Here is a 24,920-nt window from a genome sequence, read left to right on the forward strand (position 1 = left end):
AGGTGCTCTATTTAAAGTTAATAATGCCTATAGAATTTAAAAATATTATAATAAGCAATATTGGCGTTATAGTTTTTAGAACAAAGAGATATATCTCAGTAGCAAATTTAAGTTTTAGAAAATTATTTGAAAATTCATCCAAAACTGCTTTACGGTTCATAATATATCCAACAAATATTGCAATAAAAAATCCACCTATGGGTAATAAAATATTTGAAGAAATATAGTCATACCAATCAAAAAATCCCTTCCCAAAAAACTTTATAGAACCCAAAAGAGAATTGGCGTCAACTGAAAGAGCAGCAGTTGAACCTATTATTACGATTATTGTTGAGTTTACAATACTTGCAGCTTTTCTTGATATACCAAACTCTTCAGTATAGTATGCCACTAACACCTCTACAAGAGAGAGCATTGCAGTGGTAGCTGCAATTGAAGAGAGGAAGAAAAAAGCAATAAGCAAATAATTCCCCATGGGTATTTTTGAAAAAACAAGTGGAATTGTCATAAACAAGAGCCCAGGACCAGCTCCTGGCTGCATTCCAAAAGCAAAAACCGTAGGAAAGATAGCAAGTCCTGCCAAAATAGACACAAGAGTATCAGAAAAGGCAACTGAAAATGCTGTTCTAAAAAGATTGTTATCTTTTGTAAAATAGCTGCTATAAGTAACCATTGTGCCCATACCAAGAGAGAGTTTAAAGAACGAAAGCCCAAGTGCTGTCAAAATTGCAACGGCAGTTAGTTTTGAAAAATCAACGTTGAAAAGAAACTTAACCCCATCAAAAGCTCCCGGAAGAGTAAGTGCTCTAATATCACAAATTATGATCAACAAAAACAAAACTGGCATAAGCGTTTTGGTAACTCTTTCAATCCCTTTCTGAACGCCCATAATAAGAATCGATCCAACAGCTACCATAACAATTGACTGCCAGAGAATTGGCGTAAGAGGTCCTATTATAGTTTGAGTAAATTGAACCTTTGCGCTCTCCAAGGTAATACCAACAAAATCCCCTCTTATAGATTTAAATAGGTAACAATAAACCCATCCAGCTACACAGCTATAAAAAAACATAATTAAATATGCAGCTATCACTCCCATAGTACCTACATGCTTCCACATTGTACCCGGAGCCAATTTCTTAAAAGCCCCAATTACGTTAGAACGGGTGTTTCTCCCAATGAAAAATTCGGCAAGCATTACAGGTATGCCGACAAATATAACGCAAAGAATATAAACTAATAAAAATGCTCCGCCTCCAAAAATGCCAGTCAAATAGGGAAATTTCCAAATGTTGCCTAATCCTACAGCAGATCCAAGTGCAGCAAAGAAAACAGCAATCCCAGAAGAAAACGTTTCTCTTTTTTTTGAACCTGAAGACAAAACCTTTGCTCCTTCCTGTTTTAAAAAGTTGTTTTAATTAGTTGTTAATCCTATCAAAATTTGGATTAAAGAGAATTAACAACAAGCCTAATATTATAGATGATATTAAACAGTAAACGCAAGCAGCTTTTACTATAAATATTTCAAGAATTGTCAGATAAATAGCAACAATAACAGCCAAAAAGGTAATCCAAAAAACTATTTTATTTAAATCAAAGTAAAATATTTTGTCTCTTTTTAAGATAAAAGAATTTATCCAGAAACCAAATAAACTAATAAATAACAATATCTCCAGTAATGCTAACGGAATTATGCCAAAAATATGAGAGAATGAACTTCTTTGCACCGTATTACAACCTGAAAATAATATACACACTCCAGAAGAATTGGTTGTTTCCAGATGAAATAAATAAATAGAAATTAAGAGACCTATTAATATAAATACTAATGTTAAGAATTTTTTGATATATTTGAGAAAAATTGCATATTTCGTTAAATTCTTAAATTTAAACGTCAAAATTGAATATGAAGAGACTATTACCAAAAAGAAAAATGTAAAAATTGCAAAAGGCTTTCCTTCAGAATTTTCATTTTCAATTATATTAATATCTACATATTTAGAAAACTCAGAGTGAAGTACTCTTTCAGGAAAAGGTATGCCGCCATGATTAATACCATCCTGAATTAAATCTGGCAAATCTTTTTTTATTTCATCGGTTCCTATTAATACCCTGTTACCTATAATCATAAAGGGAACTCCAACATCGCTTTTCTTAATACCATATTCAGCTGCTAAATTATAAAAAGGTTTCACCTGACTCTCTTTGTAAAGCATTATATAAGTAATCAACAATCTATCTTTAAATTTTTCCTGAATTGGAGGAAGTACATTTTCTATTACGTCATGACAGTGAGGGCATGTTGGACTCCAAAAAAGAACTACATTGACTTTGTTTGAGGCATAAGCATACCCTGTTTTAAAACATAAAGAAAATAATACAATTAGAAATAATATCCTCGATTTAATAAAGCTTCCTCCAACAAAGAATTAAGTAAATATAACACATTTTTATAAAAAAGTATAAAAACGGCAGGAGAAAAATACTTCTCCTGCCAAAAATAACTATTAATCGCTTGTAGATTTTACAGCGTCAGATCCCGAAAGTATCTTTAACCAAACTCTTATTGAATCGAAAAGTACCCATATTCCCATAGCAAGGAGTAATATTGACAAAAATGCGTTAATTACTCCTGCTACATTCCCCTTCTGTGCCATCGGCAAGAATATATTGGCAAAATTCATCCATGCTGCAGTAAATGTGATCGTTACCATAAAGGCACCAGGGATCATTGTGACCAAAGAATAAGATATCTTTCTTGTTCTTCTTAAAATTTCAGTAGTAGCAATCAAGAGCGCAAGACAGGCCAAAAGCTGGTTTGATGCACCAAACATAGGCCATATGGTGGAAACATTGCCAGAGTAAAGAAGGTAGCCCCAGAAAAACGAAACCAAAAAACCAGTTAACACAATACCGAAATTCCAGTGTATATCTTTGAATTTTGGAACAAATATACCCAAAAATTCTTGTAAAAGATATCTTCCAACCCTTGTACCCGCATCTACTGCAGATAATATAAACATTGCCTCAAACATAATTATAAAGTGATACCAATAACCCATCATACCAGTAAGAAACGGAACATTATCGAAAATATAAGCTATACCTGCTGCAAGAGAAACAGCACCACCCGGTCTACCTACAAGATTTTCTCCTACCAATTGAGAAATATAAGCAACTTGCTGGGTATGCATACCAAGTTTCTGAAAAACAGCAGGTGCAGTATTTATAGCAAAATAGTCTCCTACAGGCAACACACAAGCAGCAATTAAAGCAAGGGCAGCAACAAAGCTTTCCATTATCATTGCGCCATACCCAATAAATCTTGCATCAGTTTCACAACTCAGCATTTTCGGTGTAGTACCAGTTCCAACCATACAGTGAAAACCAGATATAGCGCCACAAGCTATTGTTATAAATAAATATGGGAATAGTGGACCCGGAATGATTGGACCTCCTCCACTTATAAATTTAGTGAATGGCGGCATTTGTAGCATTGGATGAGCTATTAATACTCCCAGAGCAATCGCCACTGCTACACCTATCTTCATATAACTGGACAAATAGTCTCTTGGCAAAAGAAGCATCCAAACTGGAAGTACAGATGCAAAAAAAGCGTAAGTTGGAAGCAAAATTTTCATTGTTTGTTCGCTATAAGTAAAGTATTTCGCAAACTCTGTACCAGGCACAATACTCCCAAGCCATGTTGCAACAAACAATAATATAACTCCAATTAAAGAGGCTTCACCTATTTTTCCAGGTCTAAAATGAAACATCCAAAACCCCATCAGAAATGCAATTGGAATTGTTAGACCTACAGTAACTGTCCCCCAGGGAGAACCCTTGAGAGCATTTACTACCGCAATGCTTAAACCAGCAAGAGTGAGAACCATTATAAGAAATATTGCAAGTGACATTACTCTACCAGTAGGAGTAGAGATTTCTTTTCTAGCAATTTCTGCAATAGACAAACCGCCCTGTCTTACAGATAAGACTAAAACAACAAAATCATGTGTAGCACCAGCTATCACAGCACCTAAAACGATCCAAAGAAGTCCAGGCATAAAGCCCCACTGCGCAGCAAGAACCGGTCCAATCAATGGCCCTGCTCCTGCAATAGCCGCAAATTGATGCCCAAATAAAACATATTTATTTGTGGGCACATAATCTCTTCCGTCATTAATTTTACAGGCAGGCGTCTCTCTACCCGCATCTAAGCACATTACTTTGGCAGCGAGCCAGGCACTGTAATATCTATATCCAACCGCCCATAAACAGAATCCAAAAACCAGAAGTAAAATTGCGCTTGGAACACTCATAAGAAAAGAAAGAGCAAATAAAGCAAGTGCACAAAGTAAAACAACAGGCAAAACTACACTCATTTTCATATTCTATTACCCCCATCTTTTTTATAAAACTAATATCAAAAAAATTTTGTGAGCATTTTCCACCCTCTTTCTATAAAATTCTCTATTTAACATTATACAAAGTATTTTCTAAAATAATAAATTGATAAGAATATTCTGAATTATCTTATATATCTTTTCTAATAATAATAAAAAAAGAGGAAGATTTCTCTTCCTCTTAAGAGAAAAACTTTAAACTATTTAGACTAAATTACTATTTTGCACAGTATTTGTTTTTGAGCGTAAGTTTGAAGTATTACTGCTTTCTTTTAACGGTTTAGAGTTTTGCGTTAGTTTGGATACCTGTTGGTTTACCATTGTTTCAAAAAGACTCGCCTTTTTATTGGGTGCTGTATTTTGTGTAATATTCGGTAGAGATCCAGAATCAATTTTGTTAAGGGCCATTTCTCTCACTCCCTTTTAGTTTAATATTATTATTTATATTATACTACAAAGAGTATCAAAGCCTTTTATACTCCTGGGAGATTTATTGCGAAAAAGCCCTTTAATATATATCCAAATCCTACATATACTGCAAGAACTCCAAAAAGAATATAAAGAAAATTCATTGGCAAATACTTCTGTGTCTTAGGACCAATATATGCTCCAATTAGTATTCCTGCCATGCCTATAAGAATTGGTGGAGCTATCTTTATGCCAAACATTAACCAACCTACTATTGTTGAAAGCATGCCAAGGGTTACTGCCATTACAGATGCGCCTGGAACAATATAGAAGGGAAGTCCAAGAACTATTGAGAGGAATGGAACATAAAGAAATCCTCCTCCTACACCAGCAACAGCAGATATAAATCCTACCACTACGCCAAACAAAAAAGGTCCGAAGTTTTTTACTTTGAAGTGTTCTCCAAAGAAGTCAAATTCTACTGCTGCTAATCCAAGCTTTAGGTTTTCAATACCTTTTAATTCACTAAGACGTCCTTCAGCTTTTAACTTCTTTACTTCCTCCTGGAATCTTTTTGCGGCATCTTTACCTTTGCTCTTTGTCTTTGCTGCAAAGGGGGTTACCTGATAAAACATAAATATAGACACAAGAAGCGTAAGACAACCAAATATGCCTATAACGCTTGACATGTTTAGCTTTCCACCTGTAAGCCATACCCCCGCTTGAGCTCCTAATACGCTGCCAATACCCATAGCAAGACCAGCAGTCCAGATCAGTCTCTTGTTCAAAAACCACTGTATGGTACCCATAGTAGTGTTTACGCTTGTAATAAGTGAGTTAGATAACCTTATATTATCTGACAAATACTTACCTGAATCTATTTCTTTACCACCAACTGAAGCCTTTATGCCTTTTAAAGAACTAGCCTTTGCACCAAGACCCAATACAGAAATATGGCCAAAACCTGCCATAATACCCCCAAAAGCACCTACAGTTGCCATAATCCAACCGTTCCAAATTGACCAAAGAAAATATACTACTGCATCAATCTGAACCTTTTGATCACCAATTTGAAGCCAATCTACTGGAAAGATCATATTGCCTCCTTTCTAAGATATTATAAATTTTGATAAAGAACTAATTAGCAACTTCTCCCTTTCTAAATACTATTAATGGACAATTTTTACAAACATCTGAACCAGGAAATTCATCTCCAGGTCTTACTATAGATACGCTCCCATACTTTTCAATTCTCTCATTGAACCAGGAAACCAAATCTTTTATATCTTCGCCAGGAATTACTACGTTAGTCTCGCCTCTCTCAGTCTTACCAGCGTTATAACTACCACTGCAAGCGGGATGTGTTGAAGCAAGTTTCGTATTATAAACATAAACATTACCAGCACAAGCTGCAGAGTTCATCGTAACATTCGGTTTCATTGGATGAATATCTCTTAGTGCCATCCAACCCACGCTAAGTTGATAAGCTTGCATATTATCACAATAGAAATGAACGACATCTGGGTCAAAATAGGTTTTTCCAAGAGGAGAAACTACAATCGCCTTTAATTTTCCTTCTTCTAATCGTGGCTTAGAAAGAAGAAATTTTTCAGCCTGTTTCATATCTCTTACATACTTTAAATGACTCTTTACCTCTGCCTCATCAAAACCCTTCCACCCAAATACATACGCTGCATTAGAACAACCCAAAGCTTCTTTTTCCTGCAGAACTGTAATCCCTTTCATTCTTGGCCCAATTTCTGCCTGACAAAAGGTAAGAGGCTTATTTGGCACGTAATAATCCTTTACATTTTTTTTAAAATCCTGTAATTCTTCATCTTTAAAAATAAATTTCACAGCTACAGGAAAATGCATAAACCTAAATTCTTTCATAAGAAAGTCTTGAATCTCAGAATAGTTTTTCATAATCCCTCCTAATTTATTAATATGCTTAATATATAAATTATTATTTTTTATAAAAAATTTTTCAGTCATATCTATTGCTAAAAAATGTCATCTATATTACACTATAATTGTATAGTAAAATATATTTATAGACTTAATTAAGAGGGAGATAATTTGGATAATATTTTGTTCTTAGATAAAGAACTTAAAGAATTTACAGAACAAGAGTGGTCTAAACTTTTAGAAAAAGCAATCGTTATGAAACTTCCTAAGGGTTCTACTGTTTTTTCTACATCAGAGAAATCTCAAGGAGTTTTTATAATCAAATCTGGATGGGTAAAGATATCAAGAATTTCAAAAGATGGCAAAGAATCTGTTGTCGGTTGTATAAGAAATCCAAAAGAAATTATAGGATTAGCTGAAGTTTTATTAAATAAAAATAGAACTTGCAATGCAGTTGCTATTACGGATATAGAAATAGGTTTCGTAAAAACAGAAGATTTTTACAATCTAATAAAAGAAAATTTTGATATTTCTCTTAAAGTAATGAAACTTTTAGCTGAACGCATGAGAGAAGCAGAAGAGAATGTACACAATCTAAGCTCCAAATATGTTTCAAAGAGGCTTGCTTCCTTTTTGTACAAAGCTTCTTTCAAATGGGGGATAGACGATAAAGATGGTATAAAAATTCCTCTAAATTTAACACATGAAGAAATTGCTCAGGTAGTAGGAACAAGTAGACAGACAACTACAAAAGCTCTTAATATATTACAAAAAAACGGCATTATAAAATTGGAAAAAAAACAAATAAAAATACTTGATGTAAAAAAACTTTTAAGTTATAGATAAGTAAAGATCCGGGACTTCCCGGATCTTTATAAAAGGCTATGTTTTTTTAGGTTCAAGAGTTTTTTTAATCCTGAACATAAAAAACAAGTAATCCATACCAAACTTCAAAAGTTCTTCATCATTTTTCTTCATCGTTTCAATTCGTACCTTGCTTATTTCGAAAATATCCAGAAATTTAGTATCAAAGACAAATTTTCTAAATTTGTCCAGATCATAAATTGCCATAAAATACAACGAAGCTTCCTTCTCGTTAAATGGTTCTACTCCCATCACATTTCTTCTAAGAACAAATTCAAGCCAATCTTTGTTCTTCTCTAATAAATAATCTGCTTTTTGATCTTGTAACCAATCCCCTACTGTAAATTCTTTGCCTTGAGAAAAACCTTTACAGAATTTTTCTCTAATAAAAAAGAAAAATTCATCTTCAGGATTTGGATCATCCTTTTTTCTTAAGGCAGCTATTCCGATAGGATAGGTCCTACAAAGAAGTGGCCTGTTTTGATAAATGCCACAACCTTCCTCTTTACTAAAAACACAAACTCTCTCGTTAGGTTTTAGCATAATTTGAACCATTGGGATCTTAGTTTTCGGATCAATAATTACTTTAGTGTTATTTTGTAAGAATTCTCCTGAGGACTGCCCAAGAGCAGTCCTCATTTCCAACACGTCGTAGGGAGTTAAAAGTATATCAACATCTCTGCAACATAAATTCCAACAACTTAAATCTTTATTACAACTAAACGTGAACTTAGAAGACCTATCCAGTGCTACCCTTTCAACAACATCCATATTAGGCATAAAGAGACCCCTTTTCTAAGCTATTCCTTAAGACCATCTGGTTCTCCACGATTGGCTAAATTAGAATATGCAAGAGCTAAAGTTCTATAAGCAAGGTGTGCAATTTTAAAGAAAGGCGCATATATAAACAAAAACATAACAAATGTAAGATGAATAAAATATGTCCAATATGCAATGCTTGCAAGGTTCATAAGTCTAAAGATCTCCGCCCCCATTCCGGTAAGCCCAAGCCCTGCTACAACGATCAACAAAAGCCAATCAAAACTTGAATTCGCACCAACTTTAAGGGTTGATCTTGTATTTATCATCCAGATTGCCCCTATAATTAGTGCTATTCCAGAAACGTTACCAAGTATTTTTACAGGATCATATAAGGGATATGGGGAAGGATACCTCAAAACCCACTCATATACCGATGCAGTAGCAGTTGTAAGGAATAGACCCACAAAAGACCAAAAAACAAGTAAATGAGTAGTAGATCTGACCTTCATAGTATCACAAAGTTTAAACCTTACAGAAGTAAGCGCTTCCCAAATAATACTAGCAAATAACCCTATAATACTACCTTGAAACATAACAGGATAAGGTCTTTCAGAATTTAAAGCCTTCCAATAGTTAGATAAACCTATCCAAAAACAAATTACAGCAAACAAGGCAGCTGGCAAAAAGAAGATATCTATTCCAGTTACAGTTGGAAACAATTTTGCAAAAACAATTTTACCTGCAGTTGAATGCTCGCCCTCAATTGATAGATTTACTAGAGCCTGTGGATTTACAAGATATTGTAATTTCCCATTGAGCATAAGATCTATCAAGAGTATAACCACTGGCAAAAAAAAGGCAAACGGCCACATTGCAGGTTTGCTTACAAGTTTAGCCAAAAATTTTACAGGCGCATACTCTTCTATTGTAATTTTTCTTAAAGCACCCAAAACATCACCAGGCTTTGCACCTCTTGGACAGTACGCTGTACAATCTGCACACTGATGACATAGCCAGATATCAGCGTCTTTAAGAAGTGCATCTTTCATTCCCCACTGTGCCATAACCATTTCTTTTCTTGGAAATGGTGAATTATTAGGAGCAAGATTACAAACAACAGAACACGTAGCGCATTGATAACACTTTTTAACGCTATCGCCTCCGTTAGCAATAATTTCCTTTATGAAATCTAAATCAGTCTTTACAATTTTTTTCGCCATTTTCATCCTCCCCTAAAAGCCCTTGAATGGGTTAGGACCAATTTCTTTAACCCTTTCAACATAACCTTTTAGAATATCAGCTATATTCACGTAATCAGAGATCTGAACCTGCATCATCTCTACCCTTTCAGATTCAAGACCAAGCCTATCAAGAGTCTCTCCTACTTTTCCAAACCTATAGTTACAAAGTTCTGATCCCTTGATGTAGTGACATTGATAATTTTCACCAAACTTACAGCCTAAAACTAATGCGCCATCCAAGCCATTCCCAAGCCCATCAGCAATCCAGACAAGGTTCATATTTCCTGCACATCTAAGAGAAATAAACCTAATACCAGGTGGAAACCTATGCCTCAAGAAAGCCGCAGCATCAAGAGCAGGATAAGCATCGTTTTCACAGACAAAGGCTAGATAACGGAGTTTTTCCTCGTCATCTTCTGGAACTTCAATCTCTTTTATCATTGAATTAACCATATCAATCGAAAAGTCGTGGAAAGAAACGATCCTTTCAGGACATGCGCCCATACAGGTTCCGCATCTTCTACAACGGTTAAATTTGTAGAATGGGGTTCCTTTTTCATCTTCATCTATTGCGCCAAATGGACACTCTTCGGTACAACGTTTACAGGAAGTACACCTTTGCATAAATACCTGTGGATAAGACTTCTCCCATCCTCTTGGATGAACAGCTATACCTCTCTCATAGTGCCACATACATTGAATTGCTTTTAGCGCCGCTCCTATGGAGTCCTGTATACATCCATACGTTTCCATCGGAGCCCTTATTGTTCCACATGGGTATATCCCAGTTCTTCTACTCTCATATGGAAAACATACATAATTTGAGTCAGGATAATAACCAGTATCAAGTAAAGGAAGTTCAAGCCCTTGTCTATATTGTAAATTCAAAATATCAGGTTTCTCTTGATTTGCATTAGAAACCATACCTACCACAAGAACAACTAAATCTGCTTCAATAGAGAGTTCATCTCCAAGCAAGGTGTCAGTTACGTCAACGTTTAAGGAAGAATCCTCTCCTAAAGAAATCTCTTTAATTTCACATTTTGTAAGTAGTATTCCTGGATCATTTTGAAGTTCTTTATAGAATAATTCGAATTGAGATGGCGTTCTTATATCTTTATAAAGCACATAGGCGATTCCATCGTTGATATCTCTTACATATTTTGCTTGTTTTAGAGATGCAGCACAACAATATCCAGAACAATATGGGAGATGCTCTGGGTCCCTTGAACCAGCACACAGCACGAAGGCGACTCTTTTAGCAGTTTTACCGTCAGATGGCCTCGTAATCTTTCCAGTTTCTCTCACCATTCTTTCAAAATCTACATTAGAGATAACATCAGGCGAAACTCCAAATCCTAATTTACCAAGTTTTGAAGCATCATAAGGAGTGAAACCAGCTGCGGCTATTATAGTCCCAAATCTTTTTACCCTTTCTTCACCAGCTACATTTAAAGTAACGTCAAAAAGTCCAGGCATTCCTTCAGTTTTAACGATCTTAGTGTTTAGTAAAACAGTTATATTAGGGTCAGATTCTACATCTTTAATCATCTTAAATACCGCAGGCTCTTCAAGTGAGGTAAATGGATATTTTGTTGGAGTAGTCTTATACCATTTTGCAGCCCAACCTCCAAGTTTGTCTTCCTTCTCAATTACTGTAACTTTAAAACCAGCCTTTGAAGATTCGATAGCAGCTGAAAGACCAGACGTACCTCCACCCACAACCAGGATCTCTTCTGATAGGTCTTCACCAATCCATGGTTCAGGCAAATTAGTCTTCTCTGCTTTAACAATGCCCATACGAAGGTAGTCTTGTGCTGCCATCTGTGCATCATCGCTCTTTGGTTCCATAACCCAGGCAACAAATTCTCTAATGTTTACGCGCTCGACAATACATCCAGGAAAATTAAATATATCAGTTTTCACTCTCGGACTGCAAGCAGCAATAACTACTGTATTTATACCCTCATTAGCAATATCATTTTTTATTTCTTCTACAAAGGTAGGGCCGCAAACATTTGCACTTGTTTTAACTACAGATACGCCTTTTTCTTTAGCAATTTCTACCAGTTTTTCAATATCAACTGCATCGCCAATCTCGCATCCAGAACAAATATAAACACCTATTTTCTTATCCATTATTAATTCCCCCTTCCTGATATACTTTGAAGGGCTTTAAGCACTGAGCCTGTTGCTGAGTGCAAAGAGCGTATTACATCGAAGGGCATTACTGCTGAACCAGCAAGGTATATACCATCTGGTAAACTTTCTGGTTCTATGAAACCATCAGGAGTCTTTTTGGCATTAAAAGGTAAATTCCAGTCTGCAGTTGTTGGTTGCATACCTGTAGCCAAAACAACCATATCAAATCTTTCTTTATTTTTTGAACCTGCTAATATATCTTCTGCCTCTACCCATACATCGCCAGAAGGATCTGCTTCAATATTTGCAACTTTACCCTTTACAAAGGTTATATTCGGATTTTCCTTGACATTCCAGTAAAATTGTTCGTATCTACCAGGAGTTCTTATGTCAATATAGTAAATTGTAGCCTTTACTTCTGGATCCTGATCTAACAAATAGGTGCACTGTTTAAGAGATGCCATACAACATATATATGAGCAGTAAGGAAGGTGATTTTCATCTCTTGAACCAGCACACTGAACAAATGCAACGTTTTTAACAGGCTTTCCATCAGATGGTCTCAATATCTTTCCGCCTGTAGGTCCTGACGGTGATGCAAGCCTCTCCATCATCATATTTGTAATAACATTTGGGACTATCCCGAATTTCAAATTGTCAATTTTCCCAGCATCATAAGGCTGCCATCCAGTAGTTACAATTATTGAATCAACAGTTACATCTATAATTTCCTCTTTCATTTTTAAATCAATTGCATTATACTTACACACGTCAATACACTTTGAACACTTTTCGCCCAGGCAAACATTTGGATCGATAATTGCATATGGAGGATTGGCAAACTCAAATGGACTATATATGGCCTTTGACTTATTCATATTGAAATTGAATTCATTATCCTTTTCAACAGGGCAAACGTTAAAACATTCCCCACATAGAGTACAATTATCATTTACAAAACGAGGCATCCTTTTAAGAGTAACTTTAAAGTTACCTTTTGAACCTTCAACTTTTAAAACTTCTGTTTGTGTCAAAATTTCAACACCCTTATTTTCCCTCATACGCCTGAAATTAAGTTCCAGACCACATGTTGGAGGACAAAGTTTTGGAAAATATTTAGTCAACTGAGCTACTCTACCGCCTAAATAAGGATTTTTTTCAACAAGGTAAACCCCTACACCCGTTTCAGCGGCCTCAATCGCTGCAGTAATACCACTAATGCCGCCGCCGATAACCAGTACCTTTCCTTGAAATTCTATCATCTACCCTACCTCCAAATAATTTAAAAAATAAGTGCTGTGAGGTATTACCCCCACAGCACTTAGTATTGTAATGCTTAATCTTATTTCAATTAGTCTGGAATAAGCTGAACGTAATCTCTCTTGAATTCCTTAATTTCTCCGGTCTTCGGATCCATCTTAGAGTTAACAAAACATCTCCAATTTGCATCATCTATGAAATTGAAGTCTTCACGATAGTAGTATCCTGGATAACGAGTTTCCTGGCGGAACAATATGTGCCTGAGGTGCATACGGGCCGTCAAGAACCTGTGATAGTTCTCCCATACTCTCATGAGTTGATGTAGATCCCATGCAGCCATCCTGTAGCTATCTTCTTCCAATAATTGCATATAGTAGAGTGCCTTAGTAAGAAGCGTTTCTGATGTAGAATACCAACCTATAGTGCCTGCAACATACTCATCCATTATCTTATTCAAACGGAAGAGGAACTGTTTTGGAGTAATATACTGTGGATTAACGGTGTATGGAGTGGTTGAAACTGTTTTATATTTCTCAAAGAGTTCCATGGGTGCATAAATTTCAGCTGCCAATTCTTCTGCCGTCTTGTCCACTGATGGGGTGTAATCTCTGTTGTTCAGAATAAATCTTACTGCTTGCTTAGCTGCTATACGTCCTTCCGCATGTGAACCAGAAGAGAACTTGTGTCCTGAAGCTCCAACTCCATCTCCACAAGTAAACAAACCGTTCACAGTTGTCATACGATTGTAAATTTTACCTTTATATTCCCAAACATATCCTGCTTTTTTCGTTGCATCGTTTTGCAGATCTTCTGGACCACAAACCCAAAGTCCACAGCAACCAGCGTGTGATCCGAGAAGATACGGTTCGGCTGGCATAATTTCTGAAGGCATCTTGTCAGGTTCTATATTATTTCCAAGCCATACACCAACCTGCCCAACTGTCATGTCAAGGAAGTCTTCCCAAGCTTCTGACTCAAGTTCTTTAGCGTGCTTTGCGTCAATTGTCTTTGCAAGTTCAGCAAGAGCCTTGTCTGTATTCATATACATAGGGCCAAGGCCTCTCTTGAAATCTTCGATCATCATATGGTTTCTAATACAAGTACCAAGGTTCTTATTATATGGCGCATATTTTTCAATATATTCCGTCTTTGCGCAGTAATCCTCACCTCTTGCATTTGTAGCAGTAGCCTTGAAGAGCAAAAACCACGTTCCTACAGGTCCGTAACCATCTTTGAATCTGGCAGGTACAAACCTATTCTCCATCATTGTAGCCTCTGCACCAATTTGGAAAGGCATAGCATATGTAGAACCAGCATTCCATACTGGATACCATGCGCGGCCCATTCCTTCAAGGACAGAACGTGGACGATATATGTGAACTGCTCCACCACAAGCGATAATCATTGCCTTTGCCTTTATGAAGTAAACTTTATTCTCACGAACGCTAAAACCTGCTGCCGCTGCAACTCTATTCTCTTCCTTTGAATCGAGTAAAAGTTTGACAATGAATACTCTCTCGAGATACTCTGCTTTGTCATAAGATGCCATTGCCGACTTTGCAGCTTCTGCGACGATACACTTATACGATTCACCCGAAATAGCAACCTGCCAACGACCAGTTCTACGAGGCACGCCACCCTCTTCTAATTTCAAGTTCTTATCAGTACCTATAGCTTTCCATATTGGAAGCCCCCACTTCTCAAAAAGGTGTACTGAATCATCAACATGACGACCAAGATCGAATACCAGATCCTCACGGATGATACCCATAAGGTCTGTACGGACCATTCTTACATAATCTTCAGGTTTGTTATCTCTTCCAATATATGTATTAATTGCAGAAAGACCTTGTGCTACAGCACCAGATCTTTCAAGAGCAGCCTTATCTACTAAAAGTATAGACACGCCATTTGGCTTTGCCCATTTAACAGCTTCGTATGCTGCGCCACATGCAGCCATTCCACCGCCAATGATTAGAAGGTCTACTTCCTTCTCTACAATGGCTGGTTTCTCACAATACGAGAATGTACAAGCTTCTCTTTCCATTACTTAACCTCCTGAAAAAATTTTTAAGTTACTAAATTGTTGGTAAAGTGTCCCCACGCATATTATGCGTAAAGAAACCTGGCTTATCGAGATCAGCCATATTTGGATCGGCCTCAAACCCCTCATAAGGCTTAATTGAGCCTTCCGGAACAGTACGGATTGGGAATTTAAATCTCTTTACTTTGCCATTACGATACTTACATGTCCACATAATGTTATCAGATCCACGAAGTGGTATAGCATTTCCGCCAAGAGGCACAAAGTCTGCATATCCTCTTACCTCAATTGCCTGCTGGGGACAAATTTTCACACAGCTATAACATTCCCAACAATATTCTGGCTCCTGGTTATAGGCTTTCATAATTTCTCTGTTCAATGTCATAAGATCGTTCGGACAAATATACTGACAGGCAGTCTTATCCTGTGCTTTACAACCATCACACTTTTCGGGATTTACCCAACTTGGCATACTCTTTTCCTCCTTGTTAAATTTCTTAAATTATTGAAAATTTTATTACAAAGAAAACTTTTAAGGCATCTCACCTCCTCGAGAAGTTCAAAAATTTATTTTTATTTTACTTCCCTAAAGATTTTAAAAGATCTGGTATCACGTTTACATTCTTTTTTTCGATTACCATTGCAAAAATCTTATCAAGACACTCTCTTGGCAACAACTCTACCGTTTGGGTAGAGGAGGTGTCTATTTTTGCTGAAGGATAAACCTCTTTAAGCTTTTGAGCTTGTTCGTATGTAATAGGAACTCTTAATCTCTTTAATCCTGCAAAAGCCTCCTGAAGTTCAGGAATTTCAAGCATATTTGCTTTTTTTAAAGCTTCTTCTCTCTCAGGTCCAACCCAAAGTGATATTGTAAGTTTTATATCAGCGTTACTCATTGTGATTACACCTCCATTGGAGGAATCGTAAAGACTGGATTACGATTCTCAAGATAGTTATCATTTACGAAAGGTGAACCAAAACCATATTTATCTGCGCACATCATAACAGTATCAAATACCTCAGGTCTGAATATGAGCCTTGTTGGTTTAACGCCTTGTTGAATGATAGAACGAATTACTGTGCCAGAAAACTTTTGTTTTTGTTTTTTGTGCCCATCAAATCCTTCATAAACGATCCCAGCGCAAACTGGACAATAATACCATTCTTTAGTTAGAACAGACTTAATGCCCAGATCTGGTAGACCTTTGAAGATCTCATGAGCACCATAGGTTGGATAATAATCACCAACGCCGGCGTGATCGCGGCCAAACATATGATGAGTACATCCAAGGTTTTTACGAACTATTGCGTGAAATACTGCTTCTCTAGGCCCTGCATACCTCATATCCCAGAGAATCATTGACGTCATATGAACGTCTTCTCTAAAGTATCCATACTCTCTGAGAGCTGCTTGGCCAAGAACTATGCATTCGTCTATATAATCGCCCTTTCTCTTCTCTCCAACCACGCAAGAAACTAACACTGCATCTGCATTAGCAGCAAACCATGCACCCTTCATTAGCCACTCGTGACCTGTGTGGGGAACGTTTCTGGTTTGATGGGCTACTACTTTCGTCCAACCATTTTTCATAAATTGCATTCTTGATTCAGCCGGTGGGAACCAGAAGCGATCAAAGGGTGGATTGAAAACTGGAGGATTGATAAGGGTAATTTTGCCTCCCAAAAACTTAGCTTTGTAATCGTAAGTTCTCTTTACGCCAGGATGCTTTTCATCATCTGTTCCATAAACATGTTTAGCCATAGCAATCTTGTCATAAACAAACATCTCTTCAACATCAAAAATTGCTAAAGGCTGTTCTTTATAGGTGAAAAGTACGCTATCACCCTTGGATATTCCATACTTCTCTATTTCTTCTTCTGACATGTCAAAAACAATTGGTATAGACCAAACGTATCCATTAGCTAATGTCATGTTATGAACTACGCTGTCTACATCTTTTGCACCCATAAAGCCTTCAAGCGGAGAAAAGAACCCATAAGCTATGCTTATGCACTCCCTAGCAATTTGCCCTCTAACCGGAATTCTTGCCTTTGCATTTTTTGCAAGTTCTTTCGCCTTTTCCTTATCCTCGACAACCCTATAAACAAGCTTGCCGCCATGAGGAGAAAGCGTGTTGTCTACTGCCACATGTTGACTCAATGCCTTTTACCCCCTTTAGAGTAATTTATATAGTATTTTTTAAACGACTGGATTAAGCTGAACAAGAATCTTTCTATATATTGCATTAATATCACCCGTACCCTGAACTACCCTTAATATGCCTTTATTTTTATAGTATTCTATTAAAGGTTCCGTAGATTTCTGGTATACCTCAAGTCTTTTCTTAATGGTTTCTTCGTTATCATCTGCACGTTGATATAGTTCTCCCCCACAAACGTCACATTTTCCCTCAACTTTTGGAGGAGAAAAATAGATGTTATACATTTGACCACATGATTTACACGTTCTTCTCCCTGTTAATCGCTTCATGAGATCTTCAAATGGGACATCTAATACGAGCGCCACGTCTAGAGGTTTGCCCAAATCACCAAGAAGAGAATCTAACTCTTTAGCCTGTGAAACATTTCTTGGAAAACCGTCTAAAATAAAGCCGTTTTCTGTATCAGCTTCTTGAAGCCTTTCCTTTATAAGGCCTATTACTACGCTATCTGGAACAAGTTCACCCTTATCCATATAGCTTTTAGCTTCCTTGCCCAGAGGTGTACCATCCGCCACTGCTTTTCTTAACATATCCCCTGTTGAAATCTGTGGTATCTTTAACTGCTCCACTAACATCTTCGCCTGCGTTCCTTTTCCAGCCCCTGGTGCACCTAAAAATACTAATCTCATTAAATTGCCCCACTCCTTTCATATACTCTTTATCCCTAAGTATTCTCTAAACCCTATTCCTTGAAAATATATCTATAGATTTTTCTAATAGATTCATACACATCATTTATATCTTACTTTATAAAACTATTTTTTACAATAGCATTAATAATTTTTTTATATAAGTTTTACTTATGCGAATATAAGAGATATTTATTTCTATTCTTTCTTCAACCACCCTTTTTACCCTGCACAATTAAATTATATATTCAAAATAATAAAAAGGTTCAAAATTGCCAGATAATACTTTAAAAATATAAAATCAGTTTGATTTATCTATTTAAACAAGTTTTAGAAGCATTTGAAAAATTTATTAATTACATTTGAATTTTTTTATAAATTAGCTAAATTTCTTCTCTTAAGTCAAAAACTCTCTTAGTTTTCTTCTCGCTTCTTGGCAAACCCCCAAATGCCAATAGTTCAACATCAAAAGTGACACCTGCTCTATCCTTTATCCTTCTTGATATCTTTTTCGATAAGTTTATGTTATCTGGTTCTTTACACTCAACCTTCAAAATAGCTCTATCTTTACCCTCAAATCTATCCAAAATTATCTGGTATTCAGAAAACAATTCTTCAAATTCTCTTAAAACTACTTCTATTTGCGCAGGAAAGCAGTTTACACCCTTTATCTTAAACATATCATCAGACCTTCCAGTTAACCTTTCTATTCTTGGATATTTCAAGCCGCATTCACACAATTCATGATTTATTGAAGTGATGTCTCTAGTCCTAAATCTAAGAAGCGGAGCACCTTCTTTTTTGAAAGTAGTGATTACCAGTTCACCCCTTACCCCATCAGGCAACACTTCTAAAGTATCAGGATCTATTACTTCGAAATACATAAAGTCATCAAATACATGAATTCCGTTATGATATTTACAATCAAGGCCAATACCAGGCCCGTAAATTTCAGTAAGACCATATATATCAAATGATTCAATATTCAAAAGTTCTTCAATTCTCTTTCTCATACGATCCCCCCATCTTTCCGAACCTATTATTCCAATTTTTAAGGATATTTTCTCTCTTAACCCTCTTCTTTCTATCTCTTCTCCTAATAATAGAGCATAAGAAGAAGTTGAAGTAAGAACTGTAGATTTTAAGTTTAGCATCATTTCTATCTGTCTATCAGTATTTCCTGGACCAGTTGGTATTGTCATAGCACCTAATAATTCAGCTCCCAGTTGAAATCCTATACCAGCAGTCCATAAACCATATCCTGGTGTAATCTGAACTCTGTCATTTGGCTTTACCCCCGCTATTTCATAGCACCTCTTCATCATAATTTTCCAATCATCAATGTCTTTCTGAGTATATGGTATTATGACTGGTTTGCCAGTAGTTCCGGACGAAGAGTGTATCCTAACTATTTTCTCTTCAGGGCAGGCAAGCATCCCCAAAGGATATGCATCTCTTAAATCCTCTTTTGTTGTAAACGGCAATTTAGAAAAGTCATTCATCGATTTAAAATCATTCACGTCAAATCCTATTTCTCTAAACTTCTTTTTGTAAAAAGGGCTATTTTCTGCAATATTTTTCAAAAAACTTTTAATTTTTGCAAAGCTTGGATTCTCAACGCTCAACTCCCTTTCTTCTACTCTCATATTTCCTCCTCTTTCTTCTCTCAAGGTTAATGATAGAATTTAAAGATATTTAGTCAGATATGTCAATAGATAAAATTTTAAGGAGGTACAAACTTGGAAAACAATAAAATCGAAATTCCCAAAAGAACTAAAATTGACAACAATTATAAATGGTCAATAGAAGATCTATATATATCTAGAGAAGCATTTGATTCTGATTTTAAAAAGGTAAAGAAATTTATTCAAGAAATTAAGAATTACCAAAATGGTTTAAAGAATAAAGAAAAAATTTTAGAATGTTTAAAATTTAGAGATGAAATTTCAAAAACTTTAGATAGATTATATACTTATGCACATATGAAATTCGATGAGGATTCATCTGTAGAAGAATCTCAAATAATGCTCTCCAACGTCCAATGGCTTTCGCAAAGCTTTGAGGAATCGATTGCTTTTATAGAACCTGAATTAATATCCTTAGGTAAAGAATTTTTAAATGAAATTTCTTTAGATCCTGTTTTTGAAGATTATAATTTTGAAATAATTAATCTAATCAGACAAATCCCGCACACTTTAAGTCAAAATGAAGAAAAGTTACTAGCAAAAACTTCTCTTCTTGCATTTTCCCCTTCCAATATCTATCATCACCTAACTATCAGCGATTTTGAATTTCCTGAAGCATTCGATTCAAACAACAAATTATATCCAGTAACACAGGGAACATACTCTTTATATGTACATAGCAAAGATAGAATTTTAAGGGGAAGCGCATATAAATCACTTTTTGGAACTTATAAAAAACATCAAAATATGCTTGCTTCCAATTTAGATATGTCATTTAAATTCTTAAATTTTTACTCATCAGTAAGAAGGTATGAGTCCTCAATAGACTATTCATTGTTTTCAGATAACGTAAGCAAAGATTTTTATAAAAATCTAATAAATATTGTGAAATCAAATCTACAACCTCTTCATTCATATATAAAATTAAAATCAAAAATTTTAGGTTTGGAAAGGGTCAGACTTTTTGATCTTAACGTTTCATTGTTTCATTTCGAAAAGGATATTAGCTTCCTAGATTCAAAAGAAATTATAATAAACTCTCTCATGCCTCTTGGCAAAGAGTATATTGATTTAGTCCAAAAAGCTTTCATTGAAAGATGGATAGATGTTTATGAAAACAAAAATAAAACCTCAGGTGCATATTCCACCTCCTGTTATGATGTGCATCCGTACATACTCCTTAATTATCACGGAAAGTTAGAAGATGTTTTTACTCTTGTACACGAACTAGGTCACGCGATTCACAGCGCCCTGTCAAACAAAAATCAACCATACTCAAAATCTTCCTATAGTATTATCTCTGCAGAAATTGCATCTATTACAAATGAAATGTTACTTCTGGAATATCTATTAAAAAATGCTTTAGATGAAACTGAGAAAAAATTTTTCTTAAATAAATTTTTAGAAAATACCAGGACCACTTTATATAGACAAATACAGTTTGCAGAGTTTGAAATGAAATTATCTGAACTAGTAGATAATTCTCAACCTTTAACCGCACAAAGTCTTAATAGTATATATGACAATTTAAATAGAGAATATTATGGCGAATTGTTTGAAACTGATGAATACTCTGGAGTTGAATGGTCAAGAATACCTCATTTTTATAGTCCATTTTATGTATATAAATATGCAACAGGCTTTTCTTGCGCAAATTATTTTGCACAAAGGATTTTAAATAAAGATATAACAAGTTATATAAAGTTTTTAAAATCTGGCGGATCAAATTTTCCTTTAGAATTATTAAAATCTACAGGATTAGAACTTGAAAGCCTTGAATCGGTAGAATTTACAATAAAGAAATTTAAAGAGAGGCTTAAAGAAATTTATATTTAATTAATTAAATAATATAAGTATGTAATATATTAGGTAATATAAAATAAAAATATTGTTCAGAACCAAACAAACAACTTTTCTCGTGCTATTTATTTATTAATTAAAAAACTAAATTGATTTTTTAAGCAATTCTATACTTTTTTATCCCTTCTTCATAGAGATTTTTACCCTTTGTATCTATTACGACAATCACCGGAAAATTTTTTACCTCAAGTCTTCTTATAGCCTCAGGACCAAGATCCTCAAAAGCAATAATTTCAGATTTAACAATACATTTAGAAATAAGGGCACCAACGCCGCCAGTTGCAGCAAAATATATTGCTTTATTTTTAATAATAGATTGTATGACCTCGTTAGATCTATTCCCCTTGCCTATCATCCCCTTTAAACCTAAATCAAGTAAACGAGGAGTATACTTGTCCATCCTATAACTTGTAGTAGGACCTGCAGATCCTATCACATAACCAGGCCTTGCAGGAGTAGGTCCAACATAATATATGAAGCTGCCATTAATTTCAAAGGGCAAATCTTTCCCACTATCAAGCGCTTCTATCATTCTTTTATGTGCTGAATCCCTTGCTGTATATATAATACCGTTTAGATACACCCTATCACCAATGTTTAAACTTTCTAAAATATTATCCTTTACTGGAACATTTAAATTAAATTCCATACTAACGCACCTTCTCTTTCAAAAAAGCTCCAGCTTTTTTGTCAACTTTCATTATATGATTAACCAACCAATCTACTAGGTTTTTACTTAATTTCATCGTAAGAGAAATTGATGGGCCATTTTGCTCAAAATCTTTTTTTAACTCTCCTACATAACTAACAAAATATTTGTGTTGTTCAATTTGCTCATTTAAACCCGGATAATTATATTGTTTCATATATTTTTCCTCAGAATTAAAGTGTTCTACAACGTAATCTGACAAAAAGTTTAATGTCTCACCTATTTCTTGTTTCCCTTTACCAGGATTACAAGCATCTAAAAGCTTATTTACTCTGTTTATAAGTTCTTTGTGTTGATCGCCAATTTCTTTAAATCCAGAACTTAAATCATCGCTCCACTGAACTAATGGCATAATGTCACCTCTTAATATTAATAATCAAAATTATATTTTATATTCCTAAAATTAAAAAAATCAAACAAGTAAAAGGAGCTTATGGTTATTTTAAATCATAAGCTCCCATATGCACAATATAATATTTGCTCTAACCCATTCCAAACTGATTTGGATCTTTTAGTTCTTGTAACTTGCCTTCTAAAAATAACTTTAGAGCTAATTTAACGTCTTTTTCATCGGTAGAATAAATTTTTATATTTTGTGATCTTAATAGGTCAAACGCCTTAGGCCCAATATTCTTTGAGATTATAATATCTACGTTTGCATTTACAACTGTTTGTGCTGCCTGTAAACCTGCACCTTGAGGAGCTTTTAGGTTTTGAACGTTTTCGTATTGTTCCCACGTTTCTCTTTCAGTATCATAAACAAAGAAAAACTTTGATCTTCCAAAGCTCTCGTCCATAATCATCTTCTCATTATCAAAAACCGCAAACGCTATTCTCATTTTTCAACTAATGCTTGCACTCATGGCCTTTGCCATGCTCATGATCACAAGAGTTTTTACCTATAACCAATCTATTATTTAAATAAGCATCTACCACTTCTCTTAAAGTTCCACCAGATACACCCGTAATTACCTCGATACCATTTTGTCTCATTAAATTTTGAGCCATAGGGCCCATCCCGCCTGTCAAAACTACGTTAACTTTTTGTTGAGCAAGCCAATTGGGTATCACACCTGGAGCATGCGGGGGTGGTGTAAGATATTCTTCCTTTACAATTTTCCCATCTTCCACATCCACTACTCCAAAAACTTCACAATGACCAAAATGAGCGCATAACTCTCCTTGTGCCATAGGTATAGCAATCCTCATAAAACTTTCTCCTCCTTTATTTCGTTCATTTATAGATAATTTATTAATAATTTTGTCAACTATATCATCCATAATATTCTTTATATTCCCATCATATTTATCTAAAAGATTCCCTTCATCGCTTTCCTCAACAACCTTTGGGTCGATAGGAATTTTACCCAAAAAGTCTATTTTATATTGTTTGGAAAGCTCATCTCCGCCGCCTGACTTAAATATATTATGAACAGCCCCACAATTTGGGCATACAAAACCGCTCATATTTTCAATAACTCCAAGAACGTCAATGCCCACTTGTTTACAAAAAGTTAAAGATTTTCTCACATCTGCAAGAGAAACTTTTTGGGGTGTAGTTACAATTAAAGCTTTACAATCTGGAATTGTTTGTGCAATAGTTAAAGGCTCGTCGCCAGTTCCCGGCGGACTGTCGATTATAAGATAATCTAAATCTCCCCAATCAACATCAGACAAGAACTGTTTTATAATGCCTATTTTTATAGGACCTCTCCATATTATTGCATCGTCTGGATTTTCAAGTAAAAACTGAACAGAAACTACTTTAAGATTTTTACTCCAAAGAACTGGCTTCAACATTTCACCAGATGGATAAATCCTTTGCCAAACTATGCCCATTATTGTGCCTATACTTGGTCCGTGTACATCTACATCCAAAAGGCCAACTTTATATCCTCTATTAGAAAGAAAAACTGCCAAATTAGCAGCAACTGTGCTCTTTCCTACTCCACCTTTGCCGCTCATAACCATAATTTTATTAGGAACTTTTTTTAAAAAATCCTCCATCTTTTTAAGCTTTTCTTCGTTTTTATCCTTATCTACCAAAATCTAATCCTCCATTACGTTATTTTTAAATCTAATACATTTTTTTATTTCTTTTTTCCAACACATTTTACATCCTCTTCTACAAGCTTTATCCGGATCTAAAATCTTATAATTGCCGCCAGATATTACAAAAGGCCTTCCAAACCATATAGACTGAGCAACTTTAACTCTTGCTGATTTTAATATTCTGCAAAAAGTCGGTGCCGATACCTGCATACTTCTTGCTGCTTCCTGAAAATCATAGTTTTCCAGATCTACCAACCTTAAAGCCTCAACTTCTTCATAAGTCAAAACGTTTGCCATCTCAAGGCAAGAAGATTGGCAATCTACAGGCTTGAAGCATTTTATAGCAGGCACACAAAATAGCCTTCTTTCTTTCGGTGGTCTTGCTACTTTTATTCCTCCTAATTTATTATGAAATATATTTCATAATAATACAAAAAAAAATTATGTCAAGTATCAATCAAATCAGTTAAGGAAACTCTCAAAGTATTGTTAGCTGGGATGACCATTTGATAGCCTCCATATATGCCATTATCACATCATCAAAATTTAATTTCAATTGCTCCGATAATTTTAAGAATTTATCTACTTCTGTTTTTTCATAAGAGATAACGAGTTCTAAAACTTGAAAATAGATATTTTTTCCCATCAAAGCATCCTTATACAAGAGTATTAATGAAGTTTGTATGCTTTAACTTTCATATTTTTATTGAATATTGGATGTCTCGCTACAA

At 35.2% G+C, this 24,920-nt stretch carries 23 protein-coding genes; 2 read left to right on the top strand and 21 right to left on the bottom strand.

The window, feature by feature from the left end:
- Positions 1 to 7: 7 nt before the first annotated feature.
- The 5 genes from TDSAC_RS07740 to TDSAC_RS07765 all read right to left on the bottom strand — a co-directional run bounded on the left by TDSAC_RS07740 (position 8) and on the right by TDSAC_RS07765 (position 6,737).
- Positions 8 to 1,381 (bottom strand): sodium-dependent transporter, encoded by a 1,374-nt coding sequence (locus TDSAC_RS07740; protein ID WP_108309732.1) that lies wholly within the window; start codon positions 1,379 to 1,381, stop codon positions 8 to 10.
- A gap of 37 nt (positions 1,382 to 1,418) precedes the next feature.
- Complete coding sequence (locus tag TDSAC_RS07745) at positions 1,419 to 2,195, bottom strand: vitamin K epoxide reductase family protein (protein WP_199919769.1); 777 nt, start codon at positions 2,193 to 2,195, stop codon at positions 1,419 to 1,421.
- 312 nt (positions 2,196 to 2,507) lie between these two features.
- Entirely contained in the window at positions 2,508 to 4,388 is a 1,881-nt protein-coding gene (locus TDSAC_RS07750; protein ID WP_108309736.1) for a carbon starvation CstA family protein, read from the bottom strand.
- A gap of 488 nt (positions 4,389 to 4,876) precedes the next feature.
- Positions 4,877 to 5,908 (bottom strand): sulfite exporter TauE/SafE family protein, encoded by a 1,032-nt coding sequence (locus TDSAC_RS07760; protein ID WP_108309740.1) that lies wholly within the window; start codon positions 5,906 to 5,908, stop codon positions 4,877 to 4,879.
- Positions 5,909 to 5,948: 40 nt separating this feature from the next.
- On the bottom strand, positions 5,949 to 6,737 hold the full coding sequence (locus TDSAC_RS07765; protein ID WP_108309742.1) for a DUF169 domain-containing protein: 789 nt from the start codon (positions 6,735 to 6,737) through the stop codon (positions 5,949 to 5,951).
- 153 nt (positions 6,738 to 6,890) lie between these two features.
- Between TDSAC_RS07765 and TDSAC_RS07770 the strand changes: the two genes are divergently transcribed.
- Positions 6,891 to 7,565 carry a Crp/Fnr family transcriptional regulator gene (locus TDSAC_RS07770; RefSeq protein WP_108309745.1) on the top strand — a complete coding sequence of 225 codons (675 nt, stop codon included), beginning with the start codon at positions 6,891 to 6,893 and terminating at the stop codon, positions 7,563 to 7,565.
- A gap of 36 nt (positions 7,566 to 7,601) precedes the next feature.
- Here TDSAC_RS07770 and TDSAC_RS07775 read toward each other — a convergent pair whose 3' ends face one another.
- The 10 genes from TDSAC_RS07775 to TDSAC_RS07820 all read right to left on the bottom strand — a co-directional run bounded on the left by TDSAC_RS07775 (position 7,602) and on the right by TDSAC_RS07820 (position 19,529).
- Positions 7,602 to 8,363: a YkgJ family cysteine cluster protein gene (locus TDSAC_RS07775; RefSeq protein WP_108309747.1), complete on the bottom strand. Its 762-nt coding sequence runs from the start codon at positions 8,361 to 8,363 to the stop codon at positions 7,602 to 7,604.
- A 20-nt stretch (positions 8,364 to 8,383) separates the two neighbouring features.
- Positions 8,384 to 9,565 carry a quinone-interacting membrane-bound oxidoreductase complex subunit QmoC gene (qmoC, locus tag TDSAC_RS07780; RefSeq protein ID WP_199919770.1) on the bottom strand — a complete coding sequence of 394 codons (1,182 nt, stop codon included), beginning with the start codon at positions 9,563 to 9,565 and terminating at the stop codon, positions 8,384 to 8,386.
- Positions 9,566 to 9,577: 12 nt separating this feature from the next.
- Positions 9,578 to 11,725 carry an FAD-dependent oxidoreductase gene (locus tag TDSAC_RS07785; RefSeq protein ID WP_108309751.1) on the bottom strand — a complete coding sequence of 716 codons (2,148 nt, stop codon included), beginning with the start codon at positions 11,723 to 11,725 and terminating at the stop codon, positions 9,578 to 9,580.
- 2 nt (positions 11,726 to 11,727) lie between these two features.
- Positions 11,728 to 12,990 carry a CoB--CoM heterodisulfide reductase iron-sulfur subunit A family protein gene (locus TDSAC_RS07790; protein ID WP_108309753.1) on the bottom strand — a complete coding sequence of 421 codons (1,263 nt, stop codon included), beginning with the start codon at positions 12,988 to 12,990 and terminating at the stop codon, positions 11,728 to 11,730.
- Between the two features lie 89 nt (positions 12,991 to 13,079).
- The gene (gene aprA, locus TDSAC_RS07795) at positions 13,080 to 15,035 is read right to left on the bottom strand and encodes an adenylyl-sulfate reductase subunit alpha (protein ID WP_108309756.1); all 1,956 of its coding nucleotides are present in this window, start codon (positions 15,033 to 15,035) and stop codon (positions 13,080 to 13,082) included.
- 31 nt (positions 15,036 to 15,066) lie between these two features.
- Positions 15,067 to 15,504, bottom strand: a complete 438-nt coding sequence (gene aprB, locus TDSAC_RS07800) for an adenylyl-sulfate reductase subunit beta (RefSeq protein ID WP_013756929.1) — start codon at positions 15,502 to 15,504, stop codon at positions 15,067 to 15,069.
- 106 nt (positions 15,505 to 15,610) lie between these two features.
- Positions 15,611 to 15,928, bottom strand: a complete 318-nt coding sequence (locus TDSAC_RS07805) for a DUF6955 family protein (protein ID WP_108309758.1) — start codon at positions 15,926 to 15,928, stop codon at positions 15,611 to 15,613.
- Positions 15,929 to 15,933: 5 nt separating this feature from the next.
- The gene (gene sat, locus TDSAC_RS07810; protein ID WP_108309760.1) at positions 15,934 to 17,193 is read right to left on the bottom strand and encodes a sulfate adenylyltransferase; all 1,260 of its coding nucleotides are present in this window, start codon (positions 17,191 to 17,193) and stop codon (positions 15,934 to 15,936) included.
- 39 nt (positions 17,194 to 17,232) lie between these two features.
- The gene (locus tag TDSAC_RS07815) at positions 17,233 to 17,883 is read right to left on the bottom strand and encodes an adenylate kinase (protein ID WP_108309762.1); all 651 of its coding nucleotides are present in this window, start codon (positions 17,881 to 17,883) and stop codon (positions 17,233 to 17,235) included.
- A 383-nt stretch (positions 17,884 to 18,266) separates the two neighbouring features.
- Positions 18,267 to 19,529, bottom strand: a complete 1,263-nt coding sequence (locus TDSAC_RS07820) for a phenylacetate--CoA ligase family protein (RefSeq protein ID WP_108309764.1) — start codon at positions 19,527 to 19,529, stop codon at positions 18,267 to 18,269.
- A 93-nt stretch (positions 19,530 to 19,622) separates the two neighbouring features.
- Here TDSAC_RS07820 and pepF point away from each other — a divergent pair, with 93 nt between their 5' ends.
- Positions 19,623 to 21,404, top strand: a complete 1,782-nt coding sequence (gene pepF, locus TDSAC_RS07825; RefSeq protein WP_108309766.1) for an oligoendopeptidase F — start codon at positions 19,623 to 19,625, stop codon at positions 21,402 to 21,404.
- Positions 21,405 to 21,525: 121 nt separating this feature from the next.
- Here the strand turns inward: pepF and TDSAC_RS07830 are convergent, their stop codons facing one another.
- The 6 genes from TDSAC_RS07830 to TDSAC_RS09100 all read right to left on the bottom strand — a co-directional run bounded on the left by TDSAC_RS07830 (position 21,526) and on the right by TDSAC_RS09100 (position 24,835).
- Positions 21,526 to 22,077 carry a Fe-S-containing hydro-lyase gene (locus tag TDSAC_RS07830; RefSeq protein WP_108309769.1) on the bottom strand — a complete coding sequence of 184 codons (552 nt, stop codon included), beginning with the start codon at positions 22,075 to 22,077 and terminating at the stop codon, positions 21,526 to 21,528.
- Between the two features lies 1 nt (position 22,078).
- Positions 22,079 to 22,489 (bottom strand): bacteriohemerythrin, encoded by a 411-nt coding sequence (locus tag TDSAC_RS07835; RefSeq protein ID WP_108309771.1) that lies wholly within the window; start codon positions 22,487 to 22,489, stop codon positions 22,079 to 22,081.
- A 130-nt stretch (positions 22,490 to 22,619) separates the two neighbouring features.
- Positions 22,620 to 22,976, bottom strand: a complete 357-nt coding sequence (locus TDSAC_RS07840; RefSeq protein WP_108309773.1) for a NifB/NifX family molybdenum-iron cluster-binding protein — start codon at positions 22,974 to 22,976, stop codon at positions 22,620 to 22,622.
- 7 nt (positions 22,977 to 22,983) lie between these two features.
- A complete protein-coding gene (locus TDSAC_RS07845; RefSeq protein WP_108309775.1) occupies positions 22,984 to 24,183 on the bottom strand; it encodes an iron-sulfur cluster carrier protein MrpORP in 1,200 nt (399 codons plus the stop codon).
- Positions 24,184 to 24,186: 3 nt separating this feature from the next.
- Entirely contained in the window at positions 24,187 to 24,606 is a 420-nt protein-coding gene (locus TDSAC_RS07850; protein WP_108309777.1) for a DUF134 domain-containing protein, read from the bottom strand.
- A gap of 61 nt (positions 24,607 to 24,667) precedes the next feature.
- Positions 24,668 to 24,835, bottom strand: coding sequence for a hypothetical protein (locus tag TDSAC_RS09100; RefSeq protein ID WP_199919772.1), 168 nt, complete (start codon positions 24,833 to 24,835; stop codon positions 24,668 to 24,670).
- Positions 24,836 to 24,920 lie beyond the last annotated feature (85 nt).

It is taken from the genome of Thermodesulfobium acidiphilum, assembly GCF_003057965.1.
GTDB lineage: Bacteria > Thermodesulfobiota > Thermodesulfobiia > Thermodesulfobiales > Thermodesulfobiaceae > Thermodesulfobium > Thermodesulfobium acidiphilum.

Coding starts and splice junctions, on each gene's coding strand:
- aprB (WP_013756929.1), bottom strand. CDS start 15,504: ATGCCAAGTTGGGTAAATCCCGAAAAGTGTGATGGTTGTAAAGCACAG.
- qmoC (WP_199919770.1), bottom strand. CDS start 9,565: ATGGCGAAAAAAATTGTAAAGACTGATTTAGATTTCATAAAGGAAATT.
- TDSAC_RS07765 (WP_108309742.1), bottom strand. CDS start 6,737: ATGAAAAACTATTCTGAGATTCAAGACTTTCTTATGAAAGAATTTAGG.
- TDSAC_RS07775 (WP_108309747.1), bottom strand. CDS start 8,363: ATGCCTAATATGGATGTTGTTGAAAGGGTAGCACTGGATAGGTCTTCT.
- TDSAC_RS07820 (WP_108309764.1), bottom strand. CDS start 19,529: ATGAGAGTAGAAGAAAGGGAGTTGAGCGTTGAGAATCCAAGCTTTGCA.
- TDSAC_RS07785 (WP_108309751.1), bottom strand. CDS start 11,725: ATGGATAAGAAAATAGGTGTTTATATTTGTTCTGGATGCGAGATTGGC.
- aprA (WP_108309756.1), bottom strand. CDS start 15,035: ATGGAAAGAGAAGCTTGTACATTCTCGTATTGTGAGAAACCAGCCATT.
- TDSAC_RS07750 (WP_108309736.1), bottom strand. CDS start 4,388: ATGAAAATGAGTGTAGTTTTGCCTGTTGTTTTACTTTGTGCACTTGCT.
- TDSAC_RS07805 (WP_108309758.1), bottom strand. CDS start 15,928: ATGAGTAACGCTGATATAAAACTTACAATATCACTTTGGGTTGGACCT.
- TDSAC_RS07760 (WP_108309740.1), bottom strand. CDS start 5,908: ATGATCTTTCCAGTAGATTGGCTTCAAATTGGTGATCAAAAGGTTCAG.
- TDSAC_RS07830 (WP_108309769.1), bottom strand. CDS start 22,077: ATGGAATTTAATTTAAATGTTCCAGTAAAGGATAATATTTTAGAAAGT.
- TDSAC_RS07790 (WP_108309753.1), bottom strand. CDS start 12,990: ATGATAGAATTTCAAGGAAAGGTACTGGTTATCGGCGGCGGCATTAGT.
- TDSAC_RS09100 (WP_199919772.1), bottom strand. CDS start 24,835: ATGGGAAAAAATATCTATTTTCAAGTTTTAGAACTCGTTATCTCTTAT.
- TDSAC_RS07835 (WP_108309771.1), bottom strand. CDS start 22,489: ATGCCATTAGTTCAGTGGAGCGATGATTTAAGTTCTGGATTTAAAGAA.
- TDSAC_RS07815 (WP_108309762.1), bottom strand. CDS start 17,883: ATGAGATTAGTATTTTTAGGTGCACCAGGGGCTGGAAAAGGAACGCAG.
- TDSAC_RS07840 (WP_108309773.1), bottom strand. CDS start 22,976: ATGAGAATAGCGTTTGCGGTTTTTGATAATGAGAAGATGATTATGGAC.